Source organism: Desmonostoc vinosum (assembly GCF_059505385.1).
Map to the genome: position 1 here is coordinate 1 of NZ_JCACKM010000039.1, position 23,206 is coordinate 23,206.

The window sequence follows — 23,206 nt, forward strand, 5'->3', positions numbered from 1 at the left end:
TCAGGGCTATGGAGCTTATTTTATCAGTATCCTAGCTTTTTTGTCGCCCCGTCAGCTATATCGGTTGATTTTTTATTCATTTATCACTTCCAAAGATTTGATTTAGAGAAGATAAATCAAGAGCTAGGATACAAAGTTATTCTGACTCTTGATTTCTAAAAACTTTACGTTGTCCCAGCTTTTACTGCTTGTAACTGCTGCATCCATGTCTTGATTGCGGTTAATTCATCAGCCCCCTGCACGACAGCATCGACTACTTGCTTTTGATAGGAAGATTGGGCATAGTTGGGATGGTCACACTTATCAGATGCCCAAGCTAAACACATCGACTTGATAAGTTCATTAATCTTACTTTCAGGTAGTAAGCTTGGACGTTCAACATCTTGAAACTGCAACCACTCTTTAACTAAATCCAATGGATAATCAAGTAAAGTACGAATATTTCTTATTCGTAAATCTTGTGGGTGGATTGATTGATTTACTCCACTAAGTTTCGGCGTTGGTGGAATAGTTGAGGATGTACCACCTAAAAGAGATTGGATGTCATGGATGATGCTTGCCCAGTCTACATCTTTATTCCATTCCCTTTTAATCTTAGTTTTGGTTGCAGCATCGTAAAGATTGCAGAAGACCGTGTTTTCTTCACCAGCAGTAGCAGCAATAATCAGGGGTTTATCAAAGTCTTGGACTAATGATGCAGCCAAAAGAAAGCTTTTAGCGAAGTTGGTTTCTAACCCAGGTCTGATAACGTAAAGTTCATCGGCGCTGACAACAATATCAAGTTTCCTGTTGTCCTTTCCTTTGAATTCTTTAGCTGTCAATCGTAGCTCTGACAAATAACCTGTTAATGCCCTTTGAGAAACTGGTATTTTCTTATCCTGTTCAATATTAAACTGATACCAAACAAAAGATTCCCCATTTATTTCTCCCTGATTAACGTAGAGATAAATAGGTTCGGGAGGATTACAAAGTCCTAATTTAATTTCAGTACTCATGTTTGATGAAGTATTTAGTAATGATGTTTCTGTAGTCGTATTTCGCTGGAAATGATTTGCGATCGCCTGCAACAACTCATTAGAGTTCTTGTCAGGAATTACAGAGTAACGCCAGCCGCTACCATATCTTTCAGCGAGGAAACTGTCTTCGGCGTAGTACTCAAAGCCTATAATTATGCCTTGTTGTGTGCGCTGACCTAGAACAAAGTGCGGATACTCCCAGTTCTTGGGAATGGATATTGTGGGTTGCATAGATGTGATAAGTGATGGTTTTGGATGGGTTAGGGCGATCGCCCTCTGATTGCAAATGTCAGTGCGATCGCCTTTGTGTGAATTACTAGGGAAAGGGGATAAGGGAATGAAGAAAATTCCCTTTAACATGCATTTCAGGCAAAGCCCAAGCTTTAAGCTGCGACTAACTCCGGTTCTTCGCTGAAGGCCGCATACTCCTGTAACCGTTCCCATTCACTGGCAGTCAACTCGTCAAATGGGAGGTCTAACAATTCTTCAAAAGAGGCAGGGTCAGGAGTGGGCAACACTTCGTCCATAGACAGCAAACGCACTGCATCAAACACCGAGTCAGAATACTGCTGCTGACCTTGTGAACTTAGAGTTACCCACCAATTGCCGTCAGTGCATCCGACTTGTCCCAGCTTTACGCCGTTGCTGTTGTAAATCCCATCATCGAGAATTTCAAACCCGTACTTCTGGCACTCGTTGAAGATATGCGCCATGATTCGGTTTTCGCTGGTGCATGGCGCTTCTGTTTGAGTGGGTTCATGAAGCAATTCGCAATGACGCTCGAAGACTCGCTAACGCTGCGCTAACGCAGTTCTCAATTCGCAATTATCTATGCGATCAGGTGATTGATTCATCAAAGACGCGAACTCTCTACTCTTAGGTATGGAATTTAATTGCGAATTGCGACTTGGTAATTGCGAATTGTTTAGATGCCATTGAATGAAGTGGTGGCATCTAGCCCAAGTGTTAGCGCGGAATTTCTCTTTGCCGTCTACCATGACTACCCAAGGCTGGGTTAGATCATCATCGTGGGTGATGCTGGCAATGAGATGATTGCCTGAATATATTTCGTGATCGTAAAAGGATATCTCTACTGTTGTCAGTGGTTCGGGAGCGATCGCGTTGGCTTGGGTTGCAATGTGCTGTTCTAGTTCTGCCTGGACAGTGGCTTGTTCGTTAACCTTTTGAAGCTGGGCGGACTGGTGAAGGAGAATGGCTTGTATCCAGGAGTGCTTGTAGCGTTTGTCTGTAACTTTGACGGTAGAGCCAATTTGCGTATAAATGACTTTAAGCCGCTCTCTTGTTTCTCGTTGCAGCTGTTGTGCAGTGTAAGTTGGATGCGCCATAATAGAATCTCCTGTAATAGGGTCAAAGGGTGATCGCTGAGCCTGGTAACTTGTGCGGTCGCCTTTTGTTTTAATATCCCTATATTACCGTTGGTAACGGACAAACGTCAAGCAACAACGGTAATTATTTTAGCAGTATCAAAGAAGTCAGTTATATCAGCATTTAGTGCTTCGCACAATACATTAACAACTTCTGTTGAGACAGTAATTGTTCCACTTTTGAGGCGAGTGGCATAATAATCAGGCTGTTCTAGCTGCTGTATATATTGATGTGCAACCTTTAAGCCAAGCTCATTGGTTTTTTGCTCAAGCTGGCGTCGAGGCATATTTCCGCGTAATTCTGTTAATTTTTTAGCTTGTTTATTACTCCACTTAAATGTTGCAATATGTTCAATATCTATCATCGTAGTAATTTTTTTGCCGTTGCTACTTGCCAGCATAACATTTTAGGTTTATTGTTGTAAGCAGTAATAAAGTACCCTACAGGGAGGTGGCATGACCGTTCATGTCATCAACTTTGTATTACTATGCAACAACTCAAGACAACAATCGCCTTTCGTTAGAGGAATTTGCTCTCAGTTAAGTTATACAAGTAGCAATGCCAGCGATCGCATCTGTTGAGAAAATAAAATTAGGGTAAATGAGTAGCAGCCTTAGTAAAGGTTCCTTTCAATTGCAGATATCCCCTAGTAACAGCCTTAGTTCTCGACCAAACAAAAATAGCTGGATGAGGGTGTGGAGCGGGGTTAAGATTACAGTAGTCATTTGCATAGAAGCGAAAACTACCATGAGCGATAGAGAAACCGTTCTTGAACTTGTGAAGCGATTACCGCCAAATGTGTCTTTACGTGAGATTGTTCGAGAAATTGAGTTTATTGCGGCTGTAAAAGAGGGTTTAGAAGAGATTAACCAAGGACAAGGAGTGTCAATTGAATCTGTTGAACAGATGATTGAAGCATGGACAACTACCAAGTAATCCTCTCTCCTAAAGCTGTGGGTGATTTAGAGGCAATTGTCAGGTATATTGCTTCAAGTAACCCTGAAGCTGCAAGAAAGTTGGGTCAACGACTCCTAGAAAAGACTAAGGAGTTAAGTCAGTTTCCATTCAAGGGTCAGAAAGTACTTGAATTTGACGATCCGAATATTCGTCAGCTTATTTTTAAACCCTATCGTGTTGTTTACAGGGTTGAAGAAGAGAAAAAGCGGATCAGCATTGCTAGATTTTGGCACTCGGCACAAGATAATCTAGAGCTTTAGATTGAATGTAGCCACTTAAACAAGGTTTCTACATTCGACTGCAAGATGACAGACCCACAAGTTTTACAAACAGCAATTAACGGTGCGACTAATGCCTACACTGGACTGCATATAAGAGTAGTCTATTATCAATAAACTCTTAAATAATCGCATTAAGCATAGCTTATTGACTTATTACTAAGTCTCGATTATTACTACTTTCTACTTAGGACTTGCTGAAGAAGAAAGAAAAGCTTGCAGTCTATAGATTATCTGACCCTAGAAGTATATTCAGGTGCAAGATAAGACGGTAGAATAGCCCAAAATCCTTGCATCACCGCGACTAACAATACCAAAATGTGCTGTTTGTAACTATGAGTCTTTACCTTGCCACAATACTTCCCCCATTTTCACACCAAATTTACCTTCTAAAACATCGTGCATTTCATTGAGTATCTGTTCGGCTTCATCGCAAACAGAAGTCGTATTTCCATCTACAGTAGCCATACTGTGCTTGACATAGCCATTTACGTCATAAAACACCTGTCCAGTGATGGGAACGCTAACACTAATACCTTTACCTGTGTTGTTGGTGGCTCCTAAAATAACAGCTGTGGCAGGATGTTGTGGGTGTTCTGGTTGATGAAAAGTGATACTAAAACCCATTGACTGTAAGCTTTGGGAAATACTCTCAGCTATATAATCTCGTCTTTCTGCCTGTAGTTGGGCGGTGTTGGCGGTGGCGATAATTGTTTGCATTCTCGCTTCGAGTTGCCGTAGGCATCGCTCCCTTAGCTCTATTATTTGAGGAACTGCCTGTTGGCTTTGACTGTTAGCAATAGCTTGCTGCATAGCATTGATGCGATCGCGCAATTTTTTATAAACCTTCGCTTCTACAGTGCCATCATAGTAAAAATTGTGGATTCACACAGTAGAATACCTTTGTCCAATGCGGTCAATTCTGCCAATGCGCTGTTCGACTCGCATAGGATTCCAGGGCATATCATAATTAATCAACACCCCACAATTTTGTAAATTCAACCCTTCAGAAGCAGACTCAGTACACAGGAGAATTTTGATTTCATTTTGACGGAATCGGCGTTTAATTTCTTCTTTAGGAACTAAACACCACTCCAATACATTCTCCTAACTCGGAAACTAGCTGGTAAATTAAAATTGTAACAATATAGTAATTTAGGACTCATGGCACAAACCCGTATTGTCCGAATCTATCGTCGAGAATATCGGCTACCAGTGTTGTTAAATGATAGTTTTGAGCAACAACACCGAGATATCCGCCAGCGATGCCAATTAGTAAAAGAGGGTAAGCCAACATTTCTAGGTTTAAGCCGCAAGCCTCTTAGTCTTGATGAAAGCATTAAGACTTTAAATAGTTTGATGACTGACTATGAAACAATTATTAATTTACTTCAATCTCAAAAAACAACTTATAATCAATTTTTTATTGACTTGATTCTTGAAATTAAAGAATCAAGTCAAAGCTGCCATCGCCATTTCATTATCTGTACCAATTTGCCCTAAGATATATGCTGCTTGATTATTCAAAGTTGATTGCAGCAATTGTACCAAGGTAGAGATTGCAATTTCGTTGCCAGGGTCGATTTTCCCTAAGCTATATGCTGCCTTTAGACGGGTTTCTTCTATTTCCCAGAAAGTAGTATTAGTTGATTGCAGGAATTGAACCAAGGCGGAGATCGCCATTTCATTATCTGTACCAATTTGCCATAAGCTTTCTGCTGCGAACTTACGAGTGTACCAAGACTCCTCATTTGAATGCAGGCATTGAACCAAGGCGGAGATCGCCATTTCATTGCTTGTAGCAATTTTCTTTAAGATTTCTCCTGCTAACCTGCGAATCTCGAAATAAATATGATCAAATCGCAGGCAATGCACCAAGTTTTCGCTCAAAATTTCATTGCCTGTGACGATTTTCTTTAAGCTTTCTCCTGCCTGCCTAAAGGTGAAGTTGTACCACTCTAAATCAGGTGATAGCAGCAGTTGCACCAAGGCAGCGATCGCAATTTCATTGCCTGTACCAATTTACCCTAAGCTTTCTGCTGCTCGTCTAGGAATTTCATAATTATTACCAACAGTAACCAATTTAGGTGATAACAGCAGTTCCACCAAGGTTGCAATTGCAATTTCATTGCCAGAGTCAATTTTTCCTAAGCCAGATGCTACCTGGATACGAGTGTAGTCATCTAAATTAGTTGATTGGAGTAGTTGCACCAAAGCTGCAATTGCAATTTCATTGTTTGTGCCGATTTTCCCTAAGCCAGATACTATCTGGATACAAGTGTGATCCTTTAAATGATTTGATCGTAGCAGTTGCACCAAGGCGGCGATCGCTTTTGTACGGTCTATGTGTTGCAGTACTAACTCAGCTTCTTCTTTCATCAAGTGGGCATCATCAACGACCCACTTGACAATTTGTGTTACTATTGAATGGCACTAAGAAAAGCGGAAACGCTTATCGATTAAGCAGTCTGCAATTGTTTACGTAATTCTTGCCGGGGTTTGGTCAATCTGGGGTAGGCTTTGGGGCGGCGTTTGGTGACTCGTGGTTCGCTGCGTGCAGGACGTTGACTCAATTTATCCTTGAGGATTTGTACTCTTAGTGTCACAGTATTAGTTATGGTATTGGCTTACTTGTATCAAAGAAAGTATTTCATGAACGAGTAAGCTTTTTCTACCTAAAAAAATTTTTGCACACCCCCTACATACTTGGGGACTTCCATTTTACCGACATAGCGATCGCACTATGGGTCGGTACAAGATCCCAAAAAGCTCTCTCAACAAATCGATACTGCGGCACACTTTGTGAACGCAACTCTTGCACTTTGCATCAAGCACAATCTCCTGAGCCATACATCCATCGTTTAAGAACGTTAAAAGCTCTGGTGCTTATTCTGCATAGCTTATAGCTTTTCTTAGTGCCATTCGTTTCTAACCTATGGCTGTTTTTGGGACTGGTGCAAGATATTAGGATCGCATCTTGTTATGGAGACAATTACATCAGCACAATACTATCGACTGTAATTAAGACTTTTGCAAGAAGTCTAATGAAGCTTCAACCTTGACACTCTCCGACCTAAAGGTGCGGAGATTCTTAAGACCTCACGGACTTAATATCCTGTTTATACAGGTACGCGCGGCTCACCACGTTTGCCCCATAGGGCGTAGTGATATCTCCTCAAGGTTTTTCGGGCGTAGACTTTCCCCCAGTCCGGGGGTAGGTTTTTAAATCTTGTACTGATTAGAATATTTTAACATGGCTGAGACAATCAAAGACTTAATTAGCCTTCATCCCCTGCCTCAAGTACGCTTGGATGCAACTACGTTGCTGTTCAAAGAGGGTTTTCGGCATATTTTTTATAATTTTTCCCGCTGAAAACCCAATCCTTTGTCTTCGCTAAAATTCAGAGGTAGCTAAGGTTTCAGTGGAATGGGTCTGATCAAGAATGCCTTTAAGAATTTGAGTCAAGGCTTCTAAATCTTCAGGGATGCGATAGAGTGATAAATCTTGAGTAATTTGATGTTGGTTTGGATCGTATTGACTGAACTGCCAAATATCGCCAGTGGTAACAGCTCCAGTTAGGGGAGTAATTAACGATGCGATACCTTGTCGTTTCGCCAACCATAGATTCAAAGCAATCAGTTCGACTGCAAGCTGAACAGCTCCACGGGTAAGGTCAGCGTTCTTGGCTTCAATCACAATTAGGTTGTATTGGTTATTTAAGTAGTAATCGAGTTCACCTTTAAGGTATTGATTGACCTCAAGGGGATATTCAATTTGTACTGGGGTTTTAACGGTTTGTGCAAGTTCTAATAAAATAGGAGCTACTAAAGATTCACGACGAGCAGCTTCGCTAGTCAAACTAATGTAGGGTAAATAGGCTTCTATTCGCTGTCGTAATGCGCTCGTATCCCAAAAGGAACGAGGTAGAGAGAGTAGCGATCGCTTCAAGCTGCATCCTAAATCTCCTAAAATATCTATTGGAGAAAAGCGCATTTCAAAGTAGCTGCGGAATGTATAAGTAGCGCTGGCATCTAAAACAAGCGGATTGGCAACCAACATAGAACTACTCCAAGCAGACGAATCCAGATGAGCTTGCTAACACCGAAACTAGCCAAACGGATGATGCCTTTAGCCCTCGTGTTGGCATCGTCTATCAACCCATTGAACCAATTTCATTGTATGCCAGCGATAGCTGCTTTTTTACCCCCGTCGCTGGAACGAATTTTAATGGGAGTTTAACCAGTAAACACTGAGTATTTTGTACCATACTCAGTACTTAATACTGAGTATGGTAAAACTAACTTTGAGACTGTCTGTAGCAAGCAAACTCCATTGTAAAGGTTGCCATGCCAGAAGTTAGCGATCGCAAGTCACAAGAATAGCCAAACATCCGCGCCAGTGGCACTTGTGCCCGAATCACTGAGTATCCTTGCATAGTCTGTGAACCCAATAACAAACCCCGACGGGATGACAGGTCGCCTTGAACTCGTCCCATAAACTCGTTGGGTGTTTCCACCTCTACTAGCATAATTGGTTCGAGGATGTAAGGTTTGGCTTTGGCGATCGCATTTGAGAGTGCTTGATGCGCTGCCGACCGGAAGGCTAATTCTGAAGAATCGATTGGGTGATAGGAACCCCCCTCCAAAACAACTTTTATCCCAGTCACGGGATAGCCTTCTAGCATTCCTGACTGCATCGCCTCGCGCAAACCCTTCTCACATGCAGGGATGTATTCTTTGGGAATCGCACCCCCCACAACCCGATTCTCAAACACAAACGGCTCATCGGCGGGTTCAATCCACCCAGTAATATGGGCGTACTGACCAGGGCCACCCGACTGTTTTTTGAGTCGGTAGTTAAAGGTCGCTCGTTGCCCAATCGTTTCCCGGTATGCTACAGCTGGTTTGCCGACGTAGACCTCGGCATTATACTCCCGCTGAATCCGCTCAAGGTAAATTTCTAGGTGCAGTTCACCCATACCAGAAATCAAAGTTGCTCCTGATTCGGGGTCAATGCTTAACCGGAAAGTGGGATCTTCGCGTTGGAAGCGATTGAGTGCCTTCGAGAGGCGATCACTATCTTCCTGTTTCTTGGGTGTCACCGCCAGAGTAATCACTGGTTCCGGTATAAACATACCCTCTAGGGAAACTAGTGGTTCCCCAGTACACAAAGTATCGCCGGAGGCACAATCAACACCCAACAGGGCAACGATATCCCCAGCCACAGCCATCTTCACCTCTTCGCGCTTGTTGGCGTGCATTCTCACAATTCGCCCAATTTGCACCCGTTGTTCAGTACGGGAGTTGTAGACGGTATCACCCGGCTTTAACGTCCCAGAGTAAATACGAGTGTAAGTCAATTGCCCAAAGGACTCGACGGTGAGTTTAAACGCCAAAGCCACCAAGTTCGCATTAGGGTCAGAGATTAGGGATTGGATATTAGTTGTTCTCCAGTCCCCATTACCCCTAATCCCCACTCCCCCCAGGAGCGAGGGCCCCGAGTTCCCCAGTCCCTCAACTTTCCTATCCAGCGGTGATGGTAAATAAAGAGCGATCGCATCCAATAAGTTTTGTACTCCTTTGTTTTTGAATGCCGAACCCAGCAGTACAGGTGTCAGTTCTAAGCTCAAAGTCGCTTGTCGGATGGTTGCCCAAATCAATTCTTGGGGAATTTCCTCACCTGCCAATAGCATCTCAGTCATCGGTTCTGAGAATAGCGACAAAGCATCAAGCAACTTCTCCCGTGCCTGCTGTGCCTCCTCCATCAGAGCGTCAGGAATTGGCTGCTTGACCCAGTTTTCACCGTTCTCACCCTCAAAAAAGTGAGCCATCATCTCTACTAGGTCAATCACCCCTTGGAATTGCTCTTCGCTACCAATAGGATGCTGAAGTAACACCGCATTGAGTTGCAGGCGATCGCGCATTGCTTGTATCACCTGAAACGGATTTGCCCCCAAGCGATCCATCTTGTTGATGAATGCCAAACGCGGCACGCGGTAGCGCTTCATTTGCCGATCCACGGTGATCGATTGCGACTGCACACCCGCGACGGCACACAGTACCATAACTGCCCCATCCAGTACCCTTAGAGAACGCTCTACCTCAATTGTAAAATCCACATGTCCAGGTGTATCAATAAGATTGATTTGGGTATCATGCCATTGACAGGTAGTAGCAGCAGCAGTAATGGTAATGCCATGTAGTTTTTCCTCTGGCATATAATCCATCGTTGCACCCTTACCGCCTCCCCGCACCTCTTCAATAGCGTGGATTCTGCCCGTGTAGAAGAGAATTCGCTCGGATAACGTAGTTTTACCAGAGTCGATGTGAGCAGAGATACCGATATTGCGGATGCGTTTTCGGGGAATCATAATATTTCCTTTTGTTTCAGTGACAAACTATTACCATTGACATGGTAATAGTTTTATGTACTACAAATATACTACATGTCCAGGTTAGATGATTCCAGGAATAAAATGATTGGTCAAGTTAGTGGTAGATTCATCTACCAATTTGATGATTTTGATATTGCGATCACCCTTGTAGGAAAAGCTTTTTTTGTTTATTGCTTATAGTCTCTAGTAAAAATGCACCCTTTGTAAATCATATATGCGATCGCATTTTTCCTAATAGTCTTAACTCCAATTATGAATTAGTATTATGGCTGCTCAACGCTTCTATCACATCGGATTTGGACATGATGATTTAGGTTCATTACCTCCCAGCATTGCTCTATTATCAGGCGATCCGGAGCGATCGCGTCTAATTGCTCAAACTTATTTGCAGGATGTGCGCCTGTTATCAGAAAATCGCGGACTCAATAGCTATGTAGGATACTTGCCCAATCATCGCCCAATTTTATCTGCTACTAGCGGTATGGGTGCGCCTTCATTGAGTATTGTAGTCAATGAGTTGGTACAGGTAGGAATTCGACAAATTATTCGTATTGGAACTTGCGGCTCTATTCAACCCCATGTACCCGTCGGTAGTATTGTAATTAGCAATGCTGCATTGTGTCGACAAGGTGCAGCTAATGACATTGCACCTATAGAGTATCCCGCCGCAGCCGATCCGTTCCTCACAGTCGCTTTGGTGAAAGCAGCACGAGAACTAGAGATTGAACATTACATAGGTATTACAGCTTCAGTGGATACTTTTTATGAAGGACAAGAACGCAGTCATTCCGCAAATCCAAATTTAATGCGATCGCTACAAGGGATCACGGAAGAATATCGACGCTTGAATATCTTGAACTACGAAATGGAATGTGGCACGTTGTTTAAAATGGCTGGCGTATACGGGTTTGCCGCTGCTGCTGTTTGTGGTGTCGTTGCTGTGCGTACCGTTACTGAAAACGTCATTATGCCCAAAAAAGATATTGCGGTGAACAATGCGATCGCAACTGCTATACACGCAGCTGCGAGTTAAATAACATCTAGATCAACAAAAGCGCACCGCGTCTTCAAAATATTTTATGTAAGTTCTTTGGACTGTGAGTTAAATAACATCTAGATCAATAAATAGCGTATGCTCAATCTAGCTCATCCGAGCGCTGTATATCTTAGCCAATCACCGTTTTGTCCTGCTATTATTCAACCCAAAAAATATAAGATGCGATCGCATACCTACATAACATAAGTTAATTTATTTCCCGTCCTGAAGGTAGAATCAAGGTTTGAAGATGTTATTAAACTATTACCTGTTTCAGCATGAACAAAAAGTGGGCAGTCAAGCGGATTACTGTAAATCTGACATCAAACGAGGTTATGAAGCTCGAAAACTATTGTGAAAACACAGGCAGAGCTGCCACAGACGTGATTCGGGAACTTATCCGAAGTTTACCGATAGCAACAAAGAGTGAGTAGCATAAAAACTTGCTTCATTCTCTGGTGTTGATGAAATGTTACATCAACACCTCAATTTCATATCAATTTACATCAGCAACTAATCATCAGATGCCAAAAGACAAACATTGGTGTTTTGTCTTGTAACAAGTCATTAATCAGGTGATTAGCCGAGAATCTTGTCATGAAATAAATATCTTGCTTTGAAGCATAGCGATTCCCTAGGCCAAAAGCCCCTAATCCCCCTTGCAAACTCAGGTCTTGGGCAATCCTTGAATTAGCTCTTTAATTACGTCAGTCAATTTTCTTCCTGTTTGCTCACAGTACTTTTCTAATTTTTGAGCTTCATCTACTGTTAGGTTTACCGCTATTTGCTTGACTGGCCATGTTTTATTAGTAGTAACAAAACTGGGAACTTTAGGTACACCGATCTTATTCATTGATAGATAGGCTGGATATTTGCAAGCTTACTAGGGAATACAGAATGTTGATTTCTTGAGAAAATGGAAAATATTTAGTCTTCCAAAGTTAAGATTGCCAATTCGGGAATGTCTTTACCAGTGAAAATCTAGATTTTGAGATGGAACTTAAGCTAGTATAGTTCGGATGCTAAACATAGTGGACTATTTAAAAAATTTTGCATGTAGTTGCTGCTTATTGACCTTTGACTGTCAAGAAATAGGAGTATGAGGGTGTGGGGGTGTGGGAATATAAGTAAATCCCCATTACAAAACTTAATTACGAATTACGCGCTTCGTAGCGTAAAGCCTACGGCATAGCTTCGCTTAGAGCGAGTCCTCGATAGCGTTAGCGTTAGCGAAGCGGTAGCGTAGCGGTAGCGTAGCGTAAAGCCTACGGCATAGCTTCGCTTAGAGCGAGTCCTCGAGCGTCGGTACGAGCGTCAGCGTAAAGCCTGCGGCATAGCTTCGCTTAGAGCGACACAGGAGCGTCGCGTCATTACGAATTATTTAATTTCGATGCCATACTCCTCATATAGCTATCCTATTTGATTTTGGAAAAAAATAGGACTTAAGGACTGATGCAAGATAGGCAAGAGCAAATTTCACAAGTGATAGTGACTGCTGAGCAAATGCGCCAAATTGAAGAGCGTATTTTTACAGCAGGAATGCCAGTAATCGCTTTGATGGAAAAAGTAGCAGGATTAATTACCCATCGAATTCAAGAAATTTACCCGAACCAAAGACAAGCAATTGGAATTCTTGTCGGCCCTGGTCATAATGGGGGGGATGCTTTGGTAGTAGCCCGTGAATTACACTTTCGTGGATATGAGGTTTGGATATATTCTCCTTTTGCTAAGCTCAAGGAATTGACTTCACAGCATTTGCAGTACGCTCAGAGTTTAGGTATTCCTTGTTATCAGGCAATTGAGCAACTAGCAAATTGTGAGTTATTAATTGATGGGTTGTTTGGATTTGGTTTAGAAAGAACCCTAAAAGACGCGATCGCCTCAGCAATTAATCAGTTAAATACATGGCATCAGCCGATTATTAGTATTGATTTACCTTCGGGTTTGCACACTGATACAGGTGAGGTATTAGGAACCGCTATTCGTTCTACTCACACGTTTTGTCTTGGTTTGTGGAAGTTGGCTTTTCTGCAAGACCAAGCCTTAGATTATATCGGCAAAGCTGAGTTAATCGATTTTGATATCCCCTTAGCTGATGTCAAAGCTATTTTGGGAGATACACCAAAGATGAAACGCATCACCCCAGTAACGGCACTTGCTACTTTACCGCTACCCCGTCCCCCAGTTACCCACAAATATAAAGAAGGTCATTTACTGTTGATTTGTGGTTCGCGGCGCTATGCTGGTGGAGCAATTTTAACTGGTTTGGGGGCGCGGGCTAGTGGTGTGGGGATGCTTTCAATCGCCGTACCTGAATCTTTAAAACCGATTTTAGTCTCACATTTACCAGAAGCGCTGATTGTTGGCTGTCCAGAGACACAAGCAGGGGCAATTGCTCAATTACAACTACCAGAAAAAACCGATCTTAGTTCCTTTAATGCGATCGCCTGTGGCCCCGGTTTAACTCAAGATAGTACTCCCGTTGTCCAAGCAGTCATCAAAAGCGATCGCCCATTAATTCTTGATGCTGACGGTCTAAATATCTTAGCCCAGATGGGAACTATCCCCACATTACAAAAACGCCAAGCACTAACGGTACTCACACCCCACACTGGGGAATTCCAGCGGCTGTTTCCCCATCTTCTTGATGATGCCAAACAAAACAGATTGCAAGCAGTGCGAGAAGCTGCTGCCCAAAGTGGGGCAGTGGTATTGTTAAAAGGAGCCAGAACTGCGATCGCCAACCCCCAAGGTTTTTTGTGGATTAACCCAGAAAGTACTCCAGCCTTGGCCCGTGGCGGTAGTGGCGATGTGTTAACTGGCTTGCTGGGTGGATTATTAGCACCGGCAATTGCTAAACAAATTGCTGTAGAAGATATTGTTGCCACCGCCGCTTGGTGGCATTCACAAGCAGGTATTTTAGCAGCTGGCGATCGCACTGAATTAGGCGTAGACGCGTTGACATTGACAAACTATTTGCTGAAAGTTCCTCAGAAACTAGGGGTGTAATCCCTATAACGATTGCTCAGACACCTTCAAGTCCTTGCCAAATTTGAGCTACAGGAATCGTTTCTCCGATCATAGCTTCATGCCAAGCTTGACGAAAATCTTCTACAATCACTTTTTTAGATGGCTCCAGTTCATCAATAATTTCAGGTTTATTGAGCCTGCAATAACCCTGATAATTGCTTAGGTTTCCCCGTGTTCTTTGCAATTGTCTAAATACTCAGTGAGAGTTTATGGTAGTGTAGTTTACAGTTTTTTGGCAACCAATACCATGATTTCTGGTCATAAATTGCAAAAGTATCTAGCGTGTTTCTCCCTATCGGTAGTATTGGCAGCTGATTTAGTAGTTACAGAAAAAGCTCCTTCTGTTTTTGCCCAGACCATCATCAACTCATCTGTTAGTAATGCTGTGACGTTTAGTTGCAATGATAGTGAAGCAAAAATTAAAGCTAAAAATGGCCCGAAAGTAGGTAACAGAATATCAACCATTTACATTGGTTATCAGCAAGTTTCATCTAATAACAAAAACCCTGTAATGATCCGTTTTGATAATGGTGTCAAAAGATGGTGTCGTAGTGATTACGAAACAACAAATGACGATGGTACAGGCTATGGCTTGCTATGGGATGGAGGAAATATTTTATATGGTGTTTTTTCTGCTACTGGTAGTCAACCTGGTAATGATTTTCGGCGCTTTGCCACTGGACGCTGGCTATCTAGCTATGGCAGTGGTGGCGGCCCCAAAGTTGCAATCATAGCCCGGATGAACTCAACCAATGGTAATGTATACTATGCTACATTCATTTCTGCGAAAAAGGCGAATGACGGTAAAACTAACTCTTTATTGGTCAAAAATCTCTCATGGAATGGAATACATTTGACTGTGCAAGCAGATTCATGGTGGACTCCCCGCCGTACAAATACAAATTCCATGACTTGCTCTGGTTCTTCACCTTATAAATACACAGCCGTCTTTACTAGCGATTTAACAAAGATGAACTCGGCTTCAGCAATTAACTGTAGTTAAAGGTTAATCAGGTTTTCCGCCGACAAGCGATCGCCACAATCCCAAAATCCTCTTGCTGATTGCTACAGTCGGGGTGAAAACTACTAAGCTGGTAATATAGCACGTTTAAACTTTATCGGTTTCCCATTGGCTAACTACCTGTAACTAAAATATGTTTGATGCTCTATCTGACCGTTTAGAAGCTGCCTGGAAAAAACTGCGAGGACAGGACAAAATTTCTCAGTCCAACATTCAAGAGGCTCTGCGGGAGGTGCGCCGTGCCTTGTTGGAAGCAGATGTTAACCTCCAGGTAGTCAAAGATTTTATTAACGAAGTTGAAACCAAAGCACAGGGAGCCGAGGTAATCGCGGGCGTGCGACCTGATCAACAGTTCATCAAAGTTGTTTACGATGAACTAGTGCAGGTGATGGGAGAAGAGAATGTTCCCCTAGCAGAAGCACAAGAACAGCCCACTATCGTGCTAATGGCTGGATTGCAGGGTACTGGTAAAACTACCGCGACTGCTAAGTTAGCCTTGCATCTGCGGAAATTAGAGCGCAGTTGCTTATTAGTGGCAACAGATATATATCGTCCAGCAGCCATTGACCAGCTGATCACATTGGGTAAGCAAATTGATGTCCCAGTTTTTGAACTGGGAAGTGATGCCGACCCAGTAGAAATTGCCCGTCAAGGCGTTGAGCGTGCCAAGGCAGAAGGTGTAAATACGGTAATTATTGATACTGCTGGTCGCTTGCAAATCGACGAGGAGATGATGGCGGAGTTATCCCGCATCAAACAAACCGTCCAACCACAAGAAACTCTGCTAGTGGTGGATGCCATGACTGGTCAAGAGGCAGCAAATCTTACCCGTACTTTCCACGATCAAATTGGGATCACCGGAGCCATTCTCACTAAATTAGATGGTGATAGCCGTGGTGGCGCGGCACTGTCGGTAAGACAGATTTCGGGAGCGCCAATTAAATTTGTGGGTGTGGGCGAGAAAGTCGAGGCACTCCAGCCATTTTATCCCGATCGCATGGCATCACGAATTTTGGGTATGGGTGATGTTCTCACCCTGGTAGAAAAAGCCCAAGAAGAGATTGACCTTGCAGATGCTGAGAAAATGCAAGAGAAAATTCTCTCAGCCAAGTTTGACTTCACCGACTTTCTCAAACAATTGCGCTTACTGAAAAACATGGGATCACTTGGAGGCATCATAAAGATGATTCCAGGGATGAACAAACTCTCAGATGACCAACTCAAGCAAGGTGAAACCCAGCTCAAGCGCTGTGAAGCAATGATCAATTCCATGACCCGTCAAGAACGCCATGACCCCGATTTATTGGCCAGTTCTCCCAACCGACGGCGACGGATTGCGTCTGGTTCTGGTTATAAAGAAGCAGATGTGAGTAAGCTAGTAGCAGACTTCCAAAAAATGCGATCGCTCATGCAGCAAATGGGTCAAGGTCGTTTACCTGGTGGAATGCCGGGGATGTTTGGTGGCGGTATGGGTAACGCCTTCGCAGGCGCAGGCGGCAATCGTCCCGCTCCCGGCTGGCGCGGTTACAATAGCGGCGCAGGTACGAAAAAGAAAAAGAACAAAGATAAAAAGAAGAAAGGCTTTGGGAATCTTTAGTTATTAGTCATTTTGAGCCGACAGAAGTGTAGAGGGCGATCGCACAAATAATGCCATGCCCTCTACACTACTTAAATAAACCTACTATTAACCTTATCGAGTTGCCATCTGTGCCTCAGAAACCCAATTAGCGTGGAAGCCGTAAGGAACGCGCTGTGGGATGATTATCCGCGCTACAGGCAAAGCTGTGATATTTCGAGCATCAACGACTAATAGCTCAGACTTTTTCGTTAGTGCATCCCAAACCATAGTCAGCAACCAGCCATCATCTTCAGAAGTAGCACCAGGACGAGGTGCAAAGACACTATCACCACCAAAGCGTCCCCGACCAAATTCATGTACTTGAGTGCTACCAGTCTGCAAGTCATACTTGAGCAGACCATCCAACAAAAGTCTAGGTCTCATGTAAGTAGCCTGTCGGGATGCGTAGACGTAACGTGTCTTTCGCCCAGTTAGGTTATCGTTAATCCGAGGAAATTCCGTGGCGGTATCATAGTTATTGAGCAATTCTTCTTTCACAACACCCGTTGCTAAGTTGATCCGATAGAGATACAGCCGGAAGTGTTCAAATTCAGTATCTCCGCCCTCACCATTGTCTTTTTGAGGAATAAACAGATAGGTATCAGGTGCCCTGGTGGCGATAAGTACTACTTCGTTGCCTTCCTCCCAAGCGTTAGCAACATGGTAGAGCATACAGGTCGAGATATTGAACCAGCGGATAGTTCGGTTATCCCCGTGGCGAGGTAGAACCCCGATACGGCTGGGGTTTTGCTTCTCAAACTTAATAGGTAATTGATCCTGCATAATCCGCATAGGACTGAAGACTAGCGGCATATCCAGAATCAGGGTGTAGTGTTGAGTGATGGCAAAATCATGCATCATCACTGGCGAAGGTATATCGATAGGAACGGTTCGCAACATTTCGCCCTCTGCGGATACCACGCTGTATTCGAGATAAGGGGGAGCGATAGGTGCAAAGCCAATCACAATCATTTCACCTGTTTCGGCATCGACTTTTGGGTGAGCTGTAAAGGTAGAAGCAAGCTTACTGTTAAAGGTATGTACGCCAACAGTTTCTAAGTCGGGAAGACGAATTTCATAAGGTGCGCCAGCTTCCCATAGTGCCAGCAGTTTACCCGCGTGCCATATAGTTGAGGTGTTACCAGTATTCTTCATCATCAAGCCATAAGGAGCATCAAACCGAGGCAGGTTCAGCAAACCTGGCCAAATTGCCTTACCTTGTTTTCGCTCAATCTCAAACCCCTCTGTGCGAATGTAGCGGTTGCGATAGCTGGCTTTGCGATTGCTAATATTTACTGCATGGAGCATTCCATCCCCATCTAACCAGTGATGGAGTCCGATAGGGCCGAATTGGGGGTTAGGGCCGTTGCGGAGAAATATGCCATTGAGTCCTTCGGGTAGTTCACCGATGACGGTGAGGTTATCAGCAGTTACTTCTTGTTTGACTGGGGCAAAATTATCAGTCAAATAAAAATCTGCCATATCTTCTGCCAGGATATTAACTCTGGCAGTAGTGCTGAGGCGGCTCAAAATTTGGTAAGGTACACGTGCATAGTAGCCAGTGACCGAAGGCCCTTTATTGACTACTGATGACCGCTCCATCTGTAAGACATTAGCTAAGAATTTGCTATCCATCAAAGTGGTCATAAATCGCCGCTGCAAAGTACTAGGGCGAGTACCAGCTGGGGCTGCTGTGGCAGTCGCGAGGGTTTGTATGAGTTCCTTTTCTTTTGCATTTAACACACCCTCGATATACATCAGCGAGTTGAGAGCTTCGTATAACTCCTGAAAATCTTTTTCGTCAGGATAATTTCCTAAATAGGCTTGAAGCCAGCTATGACACTCTTCTGGCTTGATAGGTTGATTGTTTGACAATAGAGTTTTAATTTCTGGATCTTCAGTCAATCCTTTTTGTTGTGCAACTCGCTGTAAAAATTCTTTTTCTTCAGGTTCTAGTACTCCATCAATCCAAGCAATACCAACGAGAATTTTTAACAAATCTTTAGCATTTTTTGATGGTTTATGTACTATTTCAGCTTGAGGAATTGGTACTTCAAAATGCTCATTTGTAGTGGCATCAGGACGAATATTATTCTCTGTGGAAAACAAGATTTTTGAACTGTTTGCTGTTTTGACAACAATAAATAAATCGGGATTACCTTCAAATTTCTCCAATTTACCTTTAAAATCAGCTTCAGTATAATTAATTTCAAAAGCGCCATTACTATTGGTTTTAACTTGTCCTAACTTATCTTTATTGGCAATATCTTTATCAAATGCTTCAACTATTAAGTTAGGAATTCCTAAACCGCTTTCAGCTTCGTAAATTCGTCCAGTAACTTTAAATGTCATCAAATTCATCCTTGTTTTAGTTATTTTTTAAAAAGTAACGCTTGGCGATTGAAATCAGCTTTAAATGCATGTGAGAGGTTATTTTAAAAGCTTTTAGCATCAGCTTGAGCGTTGCCAAAAAATGGATAAAGTTTAGCTCAGCAAACTTGAGCGTTTTCAATGTTTCAAAATTTGAATGAAAATGCAAGGACAGTTAAGACAGTTAAGACAGTTAAGCAAATATTTAATAAATACTTAATAATTGGTTTTTAGACTCTTGAGCTTTTTGAGCCGATCACCCCTACTTCGACCGCACAAGGAAGTTGCTAAGCTGTGGCGGCTGAAAACCTTGACTACAAACGATTGACAGCCTTGATTTTGAAGCCGTTTCTTAACCCTCTTTTATTACTCTGGGTAAAGTATAATTAAGGGCGATCGCACGTTTGATACTTCAACCATTTGTACTATTTAACCTAATTAAATCTTGGCTACAAGTCTTTACAGTTACTAAATTCTCTGAGGTTTTTTTGAAACTTAAAATGCTTGTCAATAATCTCACTTCTTCAATTTTTCAAAACTGCAATCTCCCGTATTTCCACTTTTCCTCTGCCTAGAGTGACAAAAGAGGGTTAACATCAGGACAACTAGACAAATAACAAATGACCAATAGCCGTTAATGCCGAGCAAGTGCTAAAATTATCATCTCAGCACTATCAATTGGCTGCAAACTGGTATATGTATATGCAAATTTAGGAGAATGGTTCCTCAATTATGATCAAACTGCGCTTGAAGCGATATGGAAAAAAGCGGGAAGCAAGTTACCGCATTGTCGCTATAAACAACCTGGCTCGCCGTGATGGTCGCCCTCTAGAAGAATTGGGATTTTACAACCCTAGAACCGATGAAGTGCGGCTCAATATTCCCGGCATCGTCAAGCGACTACAACAAGGCGCTCAACCCACTGACACCGTCCGTCGCATCCTGGTAAAAGCTAATGTTTTTGAACAGGTCAGTGCAACAACCGTATCCTAAAGTCGGAACACAGTCCCCACTAGCCAGACCCAACTATGTTGGGTTGGTAAACTTTTTGATGCAGCCATTTTTAGAATCTCCAGAGTCTTTGAGCATTGATTGTGAAATTTCTCATACCCTAAACCGGGTCTGGATTCGTATCGCCTTTGAAAGCGCAGATAAAGGCAAAGTATTTGGTCGGGGAGGACGCAATATTCAAGCGATGCGGACGGTAATTGCAGCAGCAGCCTCAGCTGCTGGACAATCGGTATACTTGGATATCTATGGTAGTACCTCCTCTAATCGAGAAGGTATGTCTTTTGATGAAGACCAAGAACAACGATTACCGCTGCCTAAATCGAAAGAAAAACGTGGAAACGGCCCCTCACGACCTGTCGCCAAACCCCGCTATCACTAGATTTAATCAAGGGGTAAATCTCAGTGATAACAACAAGTGGTCTGTCCCACTGAATTTTGAGTGGTTAGCGATGGTTAGATTCCCGACTTTCGGAAAAAGTCGGGAATCTTGCAGCCTCTGAAAATTAATGAAACAAACTACTAGTGGTCTTTGAAAAATTTAAGATTAAATTTAAAGAAAAATTACCCTGCAAAGCCAACACTAAGACCTTTGTCGAAACTTGCCCTTCACAAATTGTAAAATATGATGGCAGATGCCTTAACAATTCAGCTGCCTAACGTTGCTAGTGCGATCGCTTTAGCGGGGGATGGAGAAGAAAATCTCAAAATTCTATCTCGGCAAACAGGGGCCAGTTTGGTGTTACGTGGACAGGAATTATACATTACTGGCACAGAGAAACAAATTGACCAGGCTGCTAAAATAGTGCGATCGCTTGAATATCTCTGGATCAAAGGCAACAACATCTCCAGTGCAGACATTTTAACAGCTCGTCAAGCCTTAGATAGCGATCGGCAAGAAGAATTACAAGAGTTACAGCGAGATGTCCTCGCCAGAACTCGCCGGGGTGATGAAGTCCGTGCTAAAACTTTTCGCCAGCGTCAATACGTAGACGCTATACGTAAACGCGACCTGACATTTTGTGTAGGCCCGGCTGGTACTGGCAAAACTTACCTTGCCGTTGTTGTGGCTGTGCAAGCACTCCTGGCTAACCAATTTGAAAAATTAATTCTCACTCGTCCAGCCGTCGAAGCTGGTGAAAAACTGGGCTTTTTACCTGGAGATTTGCAGCAGAAAATTAATCCTTATCTCCGTCCGCTTTACGATGCTATCAACGAATTCATCGACCCGGAAAAAGTTCCTAATTTAATGGAACGTGGTGTAATTGAAGTTGCACCCCTTGCTTATATGCGAGGACGCACCCTTAACAATGCTTTTGTGATTGTGGATGAAGCGCAAAATACTACACCTGCTCAAATGAAAATGGTTTTAACTCGTTTGGGTTTCCGTTCGCGGATGGTGATAACGGGTGATATGACACAAACCGATTTACCACTCAATCAACAATCAGGTTTAGGAGTGGCGATACAAGTTCTAAGACATGTTGAAGGGATTACTTTTTGCGAGTTTTCTCAAAAAGATGTCGTCCGCCATCCTCTAGTGCAGCGTATTGTTGCTGCTTACGAAAGATATGAGAAGTAATGATTAATTGTTAGTCGGTAGACTTGTATAAAGTATTTATTTTTCTCACGCAGAGGCGCAGAGACACAGAGAAAGAGTTGAAGAGTGGAATTTTTGCAATGAGTTTAGTGGTTAATGGTAAAAAACATAATTAATAATTCACAAAGGACAAATGACAAATGACCACAACATTAAAAGAGTTTTTGGAAGCTTGTGAAACTTTAGGAACTTTGCGTTTAATTGTTACTAGTAGCGCTGCTGTTTTAGAAGCACGGGGCAAAATTGAAAAGCTTTTTTATGCAGAGTTGCCGAAAGGAAAGTATGCGAATATGCATACTGAAGGGTTTGAGTTTCACTTGAATATGGATAAGATTACTCAGGTGAAGTTTGAGACTGGTGAAGCGAAAAGGGGTAATTTTACAACTTATGCTATCCGGTTTTTGGATGAAAAACAGGAAGCGGCTTTGAGTATATTTTTGCAATGGGGTAAGCCGGGAGAATATGAACCAGGGCAAGTGGAAGCTTGGCAAACTCTCAAAGAACAGTATGGGGATGTTTGGCAACCTTTACCAACAGAGGTTTAAATAATAGGCTGCTGATAGTTGCTTTTCTGATTTCTGATGATGCTAAGTTTATTACTGGCACGACTATTAAGGTTGATGGTGTATATTCTGCTGCTATTTAATTTTTTCAATGAACAAACAGATGCCTGTAATGAAGGTGATTTGGAGTTTTTGTTTAATGGTTCTGTGTCTACTATGGCATGGAGAAGCTGTTGCCAATGAATTATCTGAACGCTTAGCAAATTTCCCGCAGTGGGAAAAATTAACTTCCGTGCAACCAGCTTCAGGGGATTTGGTTTACCCTGAGTGGATGGCTGGTTATTGGCAAATAACAAGTAAATTGGTGGATTTGGCTGCACCTTTAGCACCATATATAGTTACACCAGGGTTTGAAGGTAATCGCCGACAACTCAATCAGCCTGTAAGTTTTTTAGTAAGATTTGTTCAAGGTAAACCGCCTGTTTCTCTGTTAAAATTTTTCCCGACTAGAGATGATAAATCATCAATATTAGTAGCTGATAGAGCATTTAATAGTTTGAATTTGGCACGAGCTTATTTAGGAGATGAAGCTGTTTTAGGAGTGAAATTAGACCCAGATTCACCTAATCGTCAAATTACATTTTTAAGAGGAGAACGCCAACTAGTTTCTATCGTTACTGCACGCGCTACAGAAACTACACCTGATGGGAGATTTATTACTTCAGAAGTATTTCAACAATTATTTAAAGGTGGTTCACGCCCTTATTTAAACTCTGTTGAATCTACTACTGCTTACCAAAAACTTTCTACATCAAAGCCTACGATTGAGGCAGATCAAGTTACTGCTGTCTATCTTTCACCACAAGATCCAGATTATTTTCAGGCTGGCGATCGCCCAGTTGCTCTTTATCGCTATCACTTAGAATTTACTCGTTCTCACTAATAAATTTTCTTGTGGTGCAGGACGAAAAGCCCACCGAACTAACAA

General features: G+C 42.6%; 28 protein-coding genes and 1 pseudogene. 15 read left to right on the plus strand and 14 right to left on the minus strand.

The features are described from left to right. Positions 1-164: 164 nt before the first annotated feature. The 4 genes from AC5JMF_RS06255 to AC5JMF_RS06270 all read right to left on the minus strand — a co-directional run bounded on the left by AC5JMF_RS06255 (position 165) and on the right by AC5JMF_RS06270 (position 2,802). Positions 165-1,376: a hypothetical protein gene (locus AC5JMF_RS06255; protein WP_495794841.1), complete on the minus strand. Its 1,212-nt coding sequence runs from the start codon at positions 1,374-1,376 to the stop codon at positions 165-167. Between the two features lie 23 nt (positions 1,377-1,399). Further along, positions 1,400-1,729, minus strand: a complete 330-nt coding sequence (locus AC5JMF_RS06260) for a hypothetical protein (RefSeq protein ID WP_495794842.1) — start codon at positions 1,727-1,729, stop codon at positions 1,400-1,402. A 78-nt stretch (positions 1,730-1,807) separates the two neighbouring features. After that, the gene (locus tag AC5JMF_RS06265; protein ID WP_495794843.1) at positions 1,808-2,362 is read right to left on the minus strand and encodes a hypothetical protein; all 555 of its coding nucleotides are present in this window, start codon (positions 2,360-2,362) and stop codon (positions 1,808-1,810) included. 107 nt (positions 2,363-2,469) lie between these two features. Beyond that, positions 2,470-2,802, minus strand: a complete 333-nt coding sequence (locus AC5JMF_RS06270; RefSeq protein WP_495794844.1) for a helix-turn-helix domain-containing protein — start codon at positions 2,800-2,802, stop codon at positions 2,470-2,472. Positions 2,803-3,149: 347 nt separating this feature from the next. Between AC5JMF_RS06270 and AC5JMF_RS06275 the strand changes: the two genes are divergently transcribed. Beyond that, on the plus strand, positions 3,150-3,338 hold the full coding sequence (locus AC5JMF_RS06275) for a hypothetical protein (protein ID WP_495794845.1): 189 nt from the start codon (positions 3,150-3,152) through the stop codon (positions 3,336-3,338). After that, entirely contained in the window at positions 3,320-3,619 is a 300-nt protein-coding gene (locus AC5JMF_RS06280; protein ID WP_495794846.1) for a type II toxin-antitoxin system RelE/ParE family toxin, read from the plus strand. The genes AC5JMF_RS06275 and AC5JMF_RS06280 overlap by 19 nt, the downstream gene beginning before the upstream one ends. A gap of 351 nt (positions 3,620-3,970) precedes the next feature. On the opposite strand, the gene AC5JMF_RS06285 is transcribed toward AC5JMF_RS06280, so the two are convergent. Together AC5JMF_RS06285 and AC5JMF_RS06290 are read right to left on the minus strand one after the other, a co-directional pair. Next, positions 3,971-4,450 carry a hypothetical protein gene (locus AC5JMF_RS06285; protein ID WP_495794847.1) on the minus strand — a complete coding sequence of 160 codons (480 nt, stop codon included), beginning with the start codon at positions 4,448-4,450 and terminating at the stop codon, positions 3,971-3,973. A 72-nt stretch (positions 4,451-4,522) separates the two neighbouring features. Next, entirely contained in the window at positions 4,523-4,735 is a 213-nt protein-coding gene (locus AC5JMF_RS06290) for a helicase-related protein (RefSeq protein WP_495794848.1), read from the minus strand. A gap of 66 nt (positions 4,736-4,801) precedes the next feature. On the opposite strand from AC5JMF_RS06290, the gene AC5JMF_RS06295 reads away from it, so the two are divergent. Then, on the plus strand, positions 4,802-5,140 hold the full coding sequence (locus AC5JMF_RS06295) for a hypothetical protein (RefSeq protein WP_495794849.1): 339 nt from the start codon (positions 4,802-4,804) through the stop codon (positions 5,138-5,140). On the opposite strand, the gene AC5JMF_RS06300 is transcribed toward AC5JMF_RS06295, so the two are convergent. From AC5JMF_RS06300 to AC5JMF_RS06315, 4 genes are all read right to left on the minus strand, one after another. Further along, positions 5,090-5,623: a HEAT repeat domain-containing protein gene (locus AC5JMF_RS06300; protein ID WP_495794893.1), complete on the minus strand. Its 534-nt coding sequence runs from the start codon at positions 5,621-5,623 to the stop codon at positions 5,090-5,092. The genes AC5JMF_RS06295 and AC5JMF_RS06300 overlap by 51 nt on opposite strands. Before the next feature lie 36 nt (positions 5,624-5,659). Beyond that, positions 5,660-6,016 (minus strand): HEAT repeat domain-containing protein, encoded by a 357-nt coding sequence (locus AC5JMF_RS06305; protein ID WP_495794850.1) that lies wholly within the window; start codon positions 6,014-6,016, stop codon positions 5,660-5,662. An 80-nt stretch (positions 6,017-6,096) separates the two neighbouring features. Continuing rightward, the gene (locus AC5JMF_RS06310) at positions 6,097-6,243 is read right to left on the minus strand and encodes a hypothetical protein (protein ID WP_495794182.1); all 147 of its coding nucleotides are present in this window, start codon (positions 6,241-6,243) and stop codon (positions 6,097-6,099) included. Positions 6,244-7,031: 788 nt separating this feature from the next. Beyond that, positions 7,032-7,697 (minus strand): hypothetical protein, encoded by a 666-nt coding sequence (locus AC5JMF_RS06315; protein WP_495794851.1) that lies wholly within the window; start codon positions 7,695-7,697, stop codon positions 7,032-7,034. Positions 7,698-7,711: 14 nt separating this feature from the next. On the opposite strand from AC5JMF_RS06315, the pseudogene AC5JMF_RS06320 reads away from it, so the two are divergent. After that, positions 7,712-7,873: pseudogene (locus tag AC5JMF_RS06320) on the plus strand (TonB-dependent receptor domain-containing protein); the annotation flags it as partial. A gap of 62 nt (positions 7,874-7,935) precedes the next feature. Here AC5JMF_RS06320 and fusA read toward each other — a convergent pair. Then, complete coding sequence (fusA, locus tag AC5JMF_RS06325; RefSeq protein ID WP_495794852.1) at positions 7,936-10,008, minus strand: elongation factor G; 2,073 nt, start codon at positions 10,006-10,008, stop codon at positions 7,936-7,938. Positions 10,009-10,297: 289 nt separating this feature from the next. Between fusA and AC5JMF_RS06330 the strand changes: the two genes are divergently transcribed. Both AC5JMF_RS06330 and AC5JMF_RS06335 read left to right on the plus strand, forming a co-directional pair. Continuing rightward, entirely contained in the window at positions 10,298-11,065 is a 768-nt protein-coding gene (locus tag AC5JMF_RS06330; RefSeq protein WP_495794853.1) for a nucleoside phosphorylase, read from the plus strand. Positions 11,066-11,346: 281 nt separating this feature from the next. Next, complete coding sequence (locus AC5JMF_RS06335) at positions 11,347-11,502, plus strand: CopG family transcriptional regulator (protein WP_495794854.1); 156 nt, start codon at positions 11,347-11,349, stop codon at positions 11,500-11,502. A 233-nt stretch (positions 11,503-11,735) separates the two neighbouring features. On the opposite strand, the gene AC5JMF_RS06340 is transcribed toward AC5JMF_RS06335, so the two are convergent. Beyond that, positions 11,736-11,921 (minus strand): CopG family transcriptional regulator, encoded by a 186-nt coding sequence (locus tag AC5JMF_RS06340; protein ID WP_495794855.1) that lies wholly within the window; start codon positions 11,919-11,921, stop codon positions 11,736-11,738. 599 nt (positions 11,922-12,520) lie between these two features. On the opposite strand from AC5JMF_RS06340, the gene AC5JMF_RS06345 reads away from it, so the two are divergent. Beyond that, positions 12,521-14,077, plus strand: coding sequence for an NAD(P)H-hydrate dehydratase (locus AC5JMF_RS06345; RefSeq protein ID WP_495794856.1), 1,557 nt, complete (start codon positions 12,521-12,523; stop codon positions 14,075-14,077). A gap of 16 nt (positions 14,078-14,093) precedes the next feature. Here the strand turns inward: AC5JMF_RS06345 and AC5JMF_RS06350 are convergent, their stop codons facing one another. Beyond that, a complete protein-coding gene (locus AC5JMF_RS06350) occupies positions 14,094-14,282 on the minus strand; it encodes a hypothetical protein (RefSeq protein ID WP_495794857.1) in 189 nt (62 codons plus the stop codon). Positions 14,283-14,345: 63 nt separating this feature from the next. On the opposite strand from AC5JMF_RS06350, the gene AC5JMF_RS06355 reads away from it, so the two are divergent. Both AC5JMF_RS06355 and ffh read left to right on the plus strand, forming a co-directional pair. Further along, complete coding sequence (locus AC5JMF_RS06355) at positions 14,346-15,101, plus strand: hypothetical protein (protein WP_495794894.1); 756 nt, start codon at positions 14,346-14,348, stop codon at positions 15,099-15,101. Positions 15,102-15,252: 151 nt separating this feature from the next. Continuing rightward, positions 15,253-16,716: a signal recognition particle protein gene (gene ffh, locus AC5JMF_RS06360; RefSeq protein WP_495794858.1), complete on the plus strand. Its 1,464-nt coding sequence runs from the start codon at positions 15,253-15,255 to the stop codon at positions 16,714-16,716. Positions 16,717-16,809: 93 nt separating this feature from the next. On the opposite strand, the gene AC5JMF_RS06365 is transcribed toward ffh, so the two are convergent. After that, positions 16,810-19,089: a carotenoid oxygenase family protein gene (locus AC5JMF_RS06365; protein ID WP_495794859.1), complete on the minus strand. Its 2,280-nt coding sequence runs from the start codon at positions 19,087-19,089 to the stop codon at positions 16,810-16,812. A gap of 750 nt (positions 19,090-19,839) precedes the next feature. Between AC5JMF_RS06365 and rpsP the strand changes: the two genes are divergently transcribed. The 6 genes from rpsP to AC5JMF_RS06395 all read left to right on the plus strand — a co-directional run bounded on the left by rpsP (position 19,840) and on the right by AC5JMF_RS06395 (position 23,161). Continuing rightward, entirely contained in the window at positions 19,840-20,100 is a 261-nt protein-coding gene (gene rpsP, locus AC5JMF_RS06370) for a 30S ribosomal protein S16 (RefSeq protein WP_495794860.1), read from the plus strand. Beyond that, on the plus strand, positions 20,063-20,497 hold the full coding sequence (locus AC5JMF_RS06375) for a KH domain-containing protein (protein ID WP_495794861.1): 435 nt from the start codon (positions 20,063-20,065) through the stop codon (positions 20,495-20,497). The genes rpsP and AC5JMF_RS06375 overlap by 38 nt, the downstream gene beginning before the upstream one ends. A 246-nt stretch (positions 20,498-20,743) precedes the next feature. After that, positions 20,744-21,697, plus strand: a complete 954-nt coding sequence (locus AC5JMF_RS06380) for a PhoH family protein (protein ID WP_495794895.1) — start codon at positions 20,744-20,746, stop codon at positions 21,695-21,697. Positions 21,698-21,855: 158 nt separating this feature from the next. Next, positions 21,856-22,260: a ChuX/HutX family heme-like substrate-binding protein gene (locus AC5JMF_RS06385; protein ID WP_495794862.1), complete on the plus strand. Its 405-nt coding sequence runs from the start codon at positions 21,856-21,858 to the stop codon at positions 22,258-22,260. After that, positions 22,233-22,361 carry a hypothetical protein gene (locus AC5JMF_RS06390; protein WP_495794863.1) on the plus strand — a complete coding sequence of 43 codons (129 nt, stop codon included), beginning with the start codon at positions 22,233-22,235 and terminating at the stop codon, positions 22,359-22,361. Before AC5JMF_RS06385 ends, AC5JMF_RS06390 begins: the two co-directional genes overlap by 28 nt. A gap of 8 nt (positions 22,362-22,369) precedes the next feature. Continuing rightward, positions 22,370-23,161, plus strand: a complete 792-nt coding sequence (locus AC5JMF_RS06395; RefSeq protein WP_495794864.1) for a DUF6816 family protein — start codon at positions 22,370-22,372, stop codon at positions 23,159-23,161. Positions 23,162-23,206: the final 45 nt, after the last annotated feature.

Bases quoted from the DNA above. Each gene is read 5' to 3' on its own strand.
- AC5JMF_RS06255 (WP_495794841.1), bottom strand. From the start codon at position 1,376: ATGTTAAAGGGAATTTTCTTCATTCCCTTATCCCCTTTCCCTAGTAAT.
- AC5JMF_RS06260 (WP_495794842.1), bottom strand. From the start codon at position 1,729: ATGGCGCATATCTTCAACGAGTGCCAGAAGTACGGGTTTGAAATTCTC.
- AC5JMF_RS06265 (WP_495794843.1), bottom strand. From the start codon at position 2,362: ATGGCGCATCCAACTTACACTGCACAACAGCTGCAACGAGAAACAAGA.
- AC5JMF_RS06270 (WP_495794844.1), bottom strand. From the start codon at position 2,802: ATGCTGGCAAGTAGCAACGGCAAAAAAATTACTACGATGATAGATATT.
- AC5JMF_RS06275 (WP_495794845.1), top strand. From the start codon at position 3,150: ATGAGCGATAGAGAAACCGTTCTTGAACTTGTGAAGCGATTACCGCCA.
- AC5JMF_RS06280 (WP_495794846.1), top strand. From the start codon at position 3,320: ATGGACAACTACCAAGTAATCCTCTCTCCTAAAGCTGTGGGTGATTTA.
- AC5JMF_RS06285 (WP_495794847.1), bottom strand. From the start codon at position 4,450: ATGCAGCAAGCTATTGCTAACAGTCAAAGCCAACAGGCAGTTCCTCAA.
- AC5JMF_RS06295 (WP_495794849.1), top strand. From the start codon at position 4,802: ATGGCACAAACCCGTATTGTCCGAATCTATCGTCGAGAATATCGGCTA.
- AC5JMF_RS06305 (WP_495794850.1), bottom strand. From the start codon at position 6,016: ATGAAAGAAGAAGCTGAGTTAGTACTGCAACACATAGACCGTACAAAA.
- AC5JMF_RS06315 (WP_495794851.1), bottom strand. From the start codon at position 7,697: ATGTTGGTTGCCAATCCGCTTGTTTTAGATGCCAGCGCTACTTATACA.
- fusA (WP_495794852.1), bottom strand. From the start codon at position 10,008: ATGATTCCCCGAAAACGCATCCGCAATATCGGTATCTCTGCTCACATC.
- AC5JMF_RS06330 (WP_495794853.1), top strand. From the start codon at position 10,298: ATGGCTGCTCAACGCTTCTATCACATCGGATTTGGACATGATGATTTA.
- AC5JMF_RS06335 (WP_495794854.1), top strand. From the start codon at position 11,347: ATGAACAAAAAGTGGGCAGTCAAGCGGATTACTGTAAATCTGACATCA.
- AC5JMF_RS06340 (WP_495794855.1), bottom strand. From the start codon at position 11,921: ATGAATAAGATCGGTGTACCTAAAGTTCCCAGTTTTGTTACTACTAAT.
- AC5JMF_RS06345 (WP_495794856.1), top strand. From the start codon at position 12,521: ATGCAAGATAGGCAAGAGCAAATTTCACAAGTGATAGTGACTGCTGAG.
- AC5JMF_RS06355 (WP_495794894.1), top strand. From the start codon at position 14,346: ATGATTTCTGGTCATAAATTGCAAAAGTATCTAGCGTGTTTCTCCCTA.
- ffh (WP_495794858.1), top strand. From the start codon at position 15,253: ATGTTTGATGCTCTATCTGACCGTTTAGAAGCTGCCTGGAAAAAACTG.
- AC5JMF_RS06365 (WP_495794859.1), bottom strand. From the start codon at position 19,089: ATGACATTTAAAGTTACTGGACGAATTTACGAAGCTGAAAGCGGTTTA.
- rpsP (WP_495794860.1), top strand. From the start codon at position 19,840: ATGATCAAACTGCGCTTGAAGCGATATGGAAAAAAGCGGGAAGCAAGT.
- AC5JMF_RS06375 (WP_495794861.1), top strand. From the start codon at position 20,063: ATGTTTTTGAACAGGTCAGTGCAACAACCGTATCCTAAAGTCGGAACA.
- AC5JMF_RS06380 (WP_495794895.1), top strand. From the start codon at position 20,744: ATGGCAGATGCCTTAACAATTCAGCTGCCTAACGTTGCTAGTGCGATC.
- AC5JMF_RS06385 (WP_495794862.1), top strand. From the start codon at position 21,856: ATGACCACAACATTAAAAGAGTTTTTGGAAGCTTGTGAAACTTTAGGA.
- AC5JMF_RS06395 (WP_495794864.1), top strand. From the start codon at position 22,370: ATGAACAAACAGATGCCTGTAATGAAGGTGATTTGGAGTTTTTGTTTA.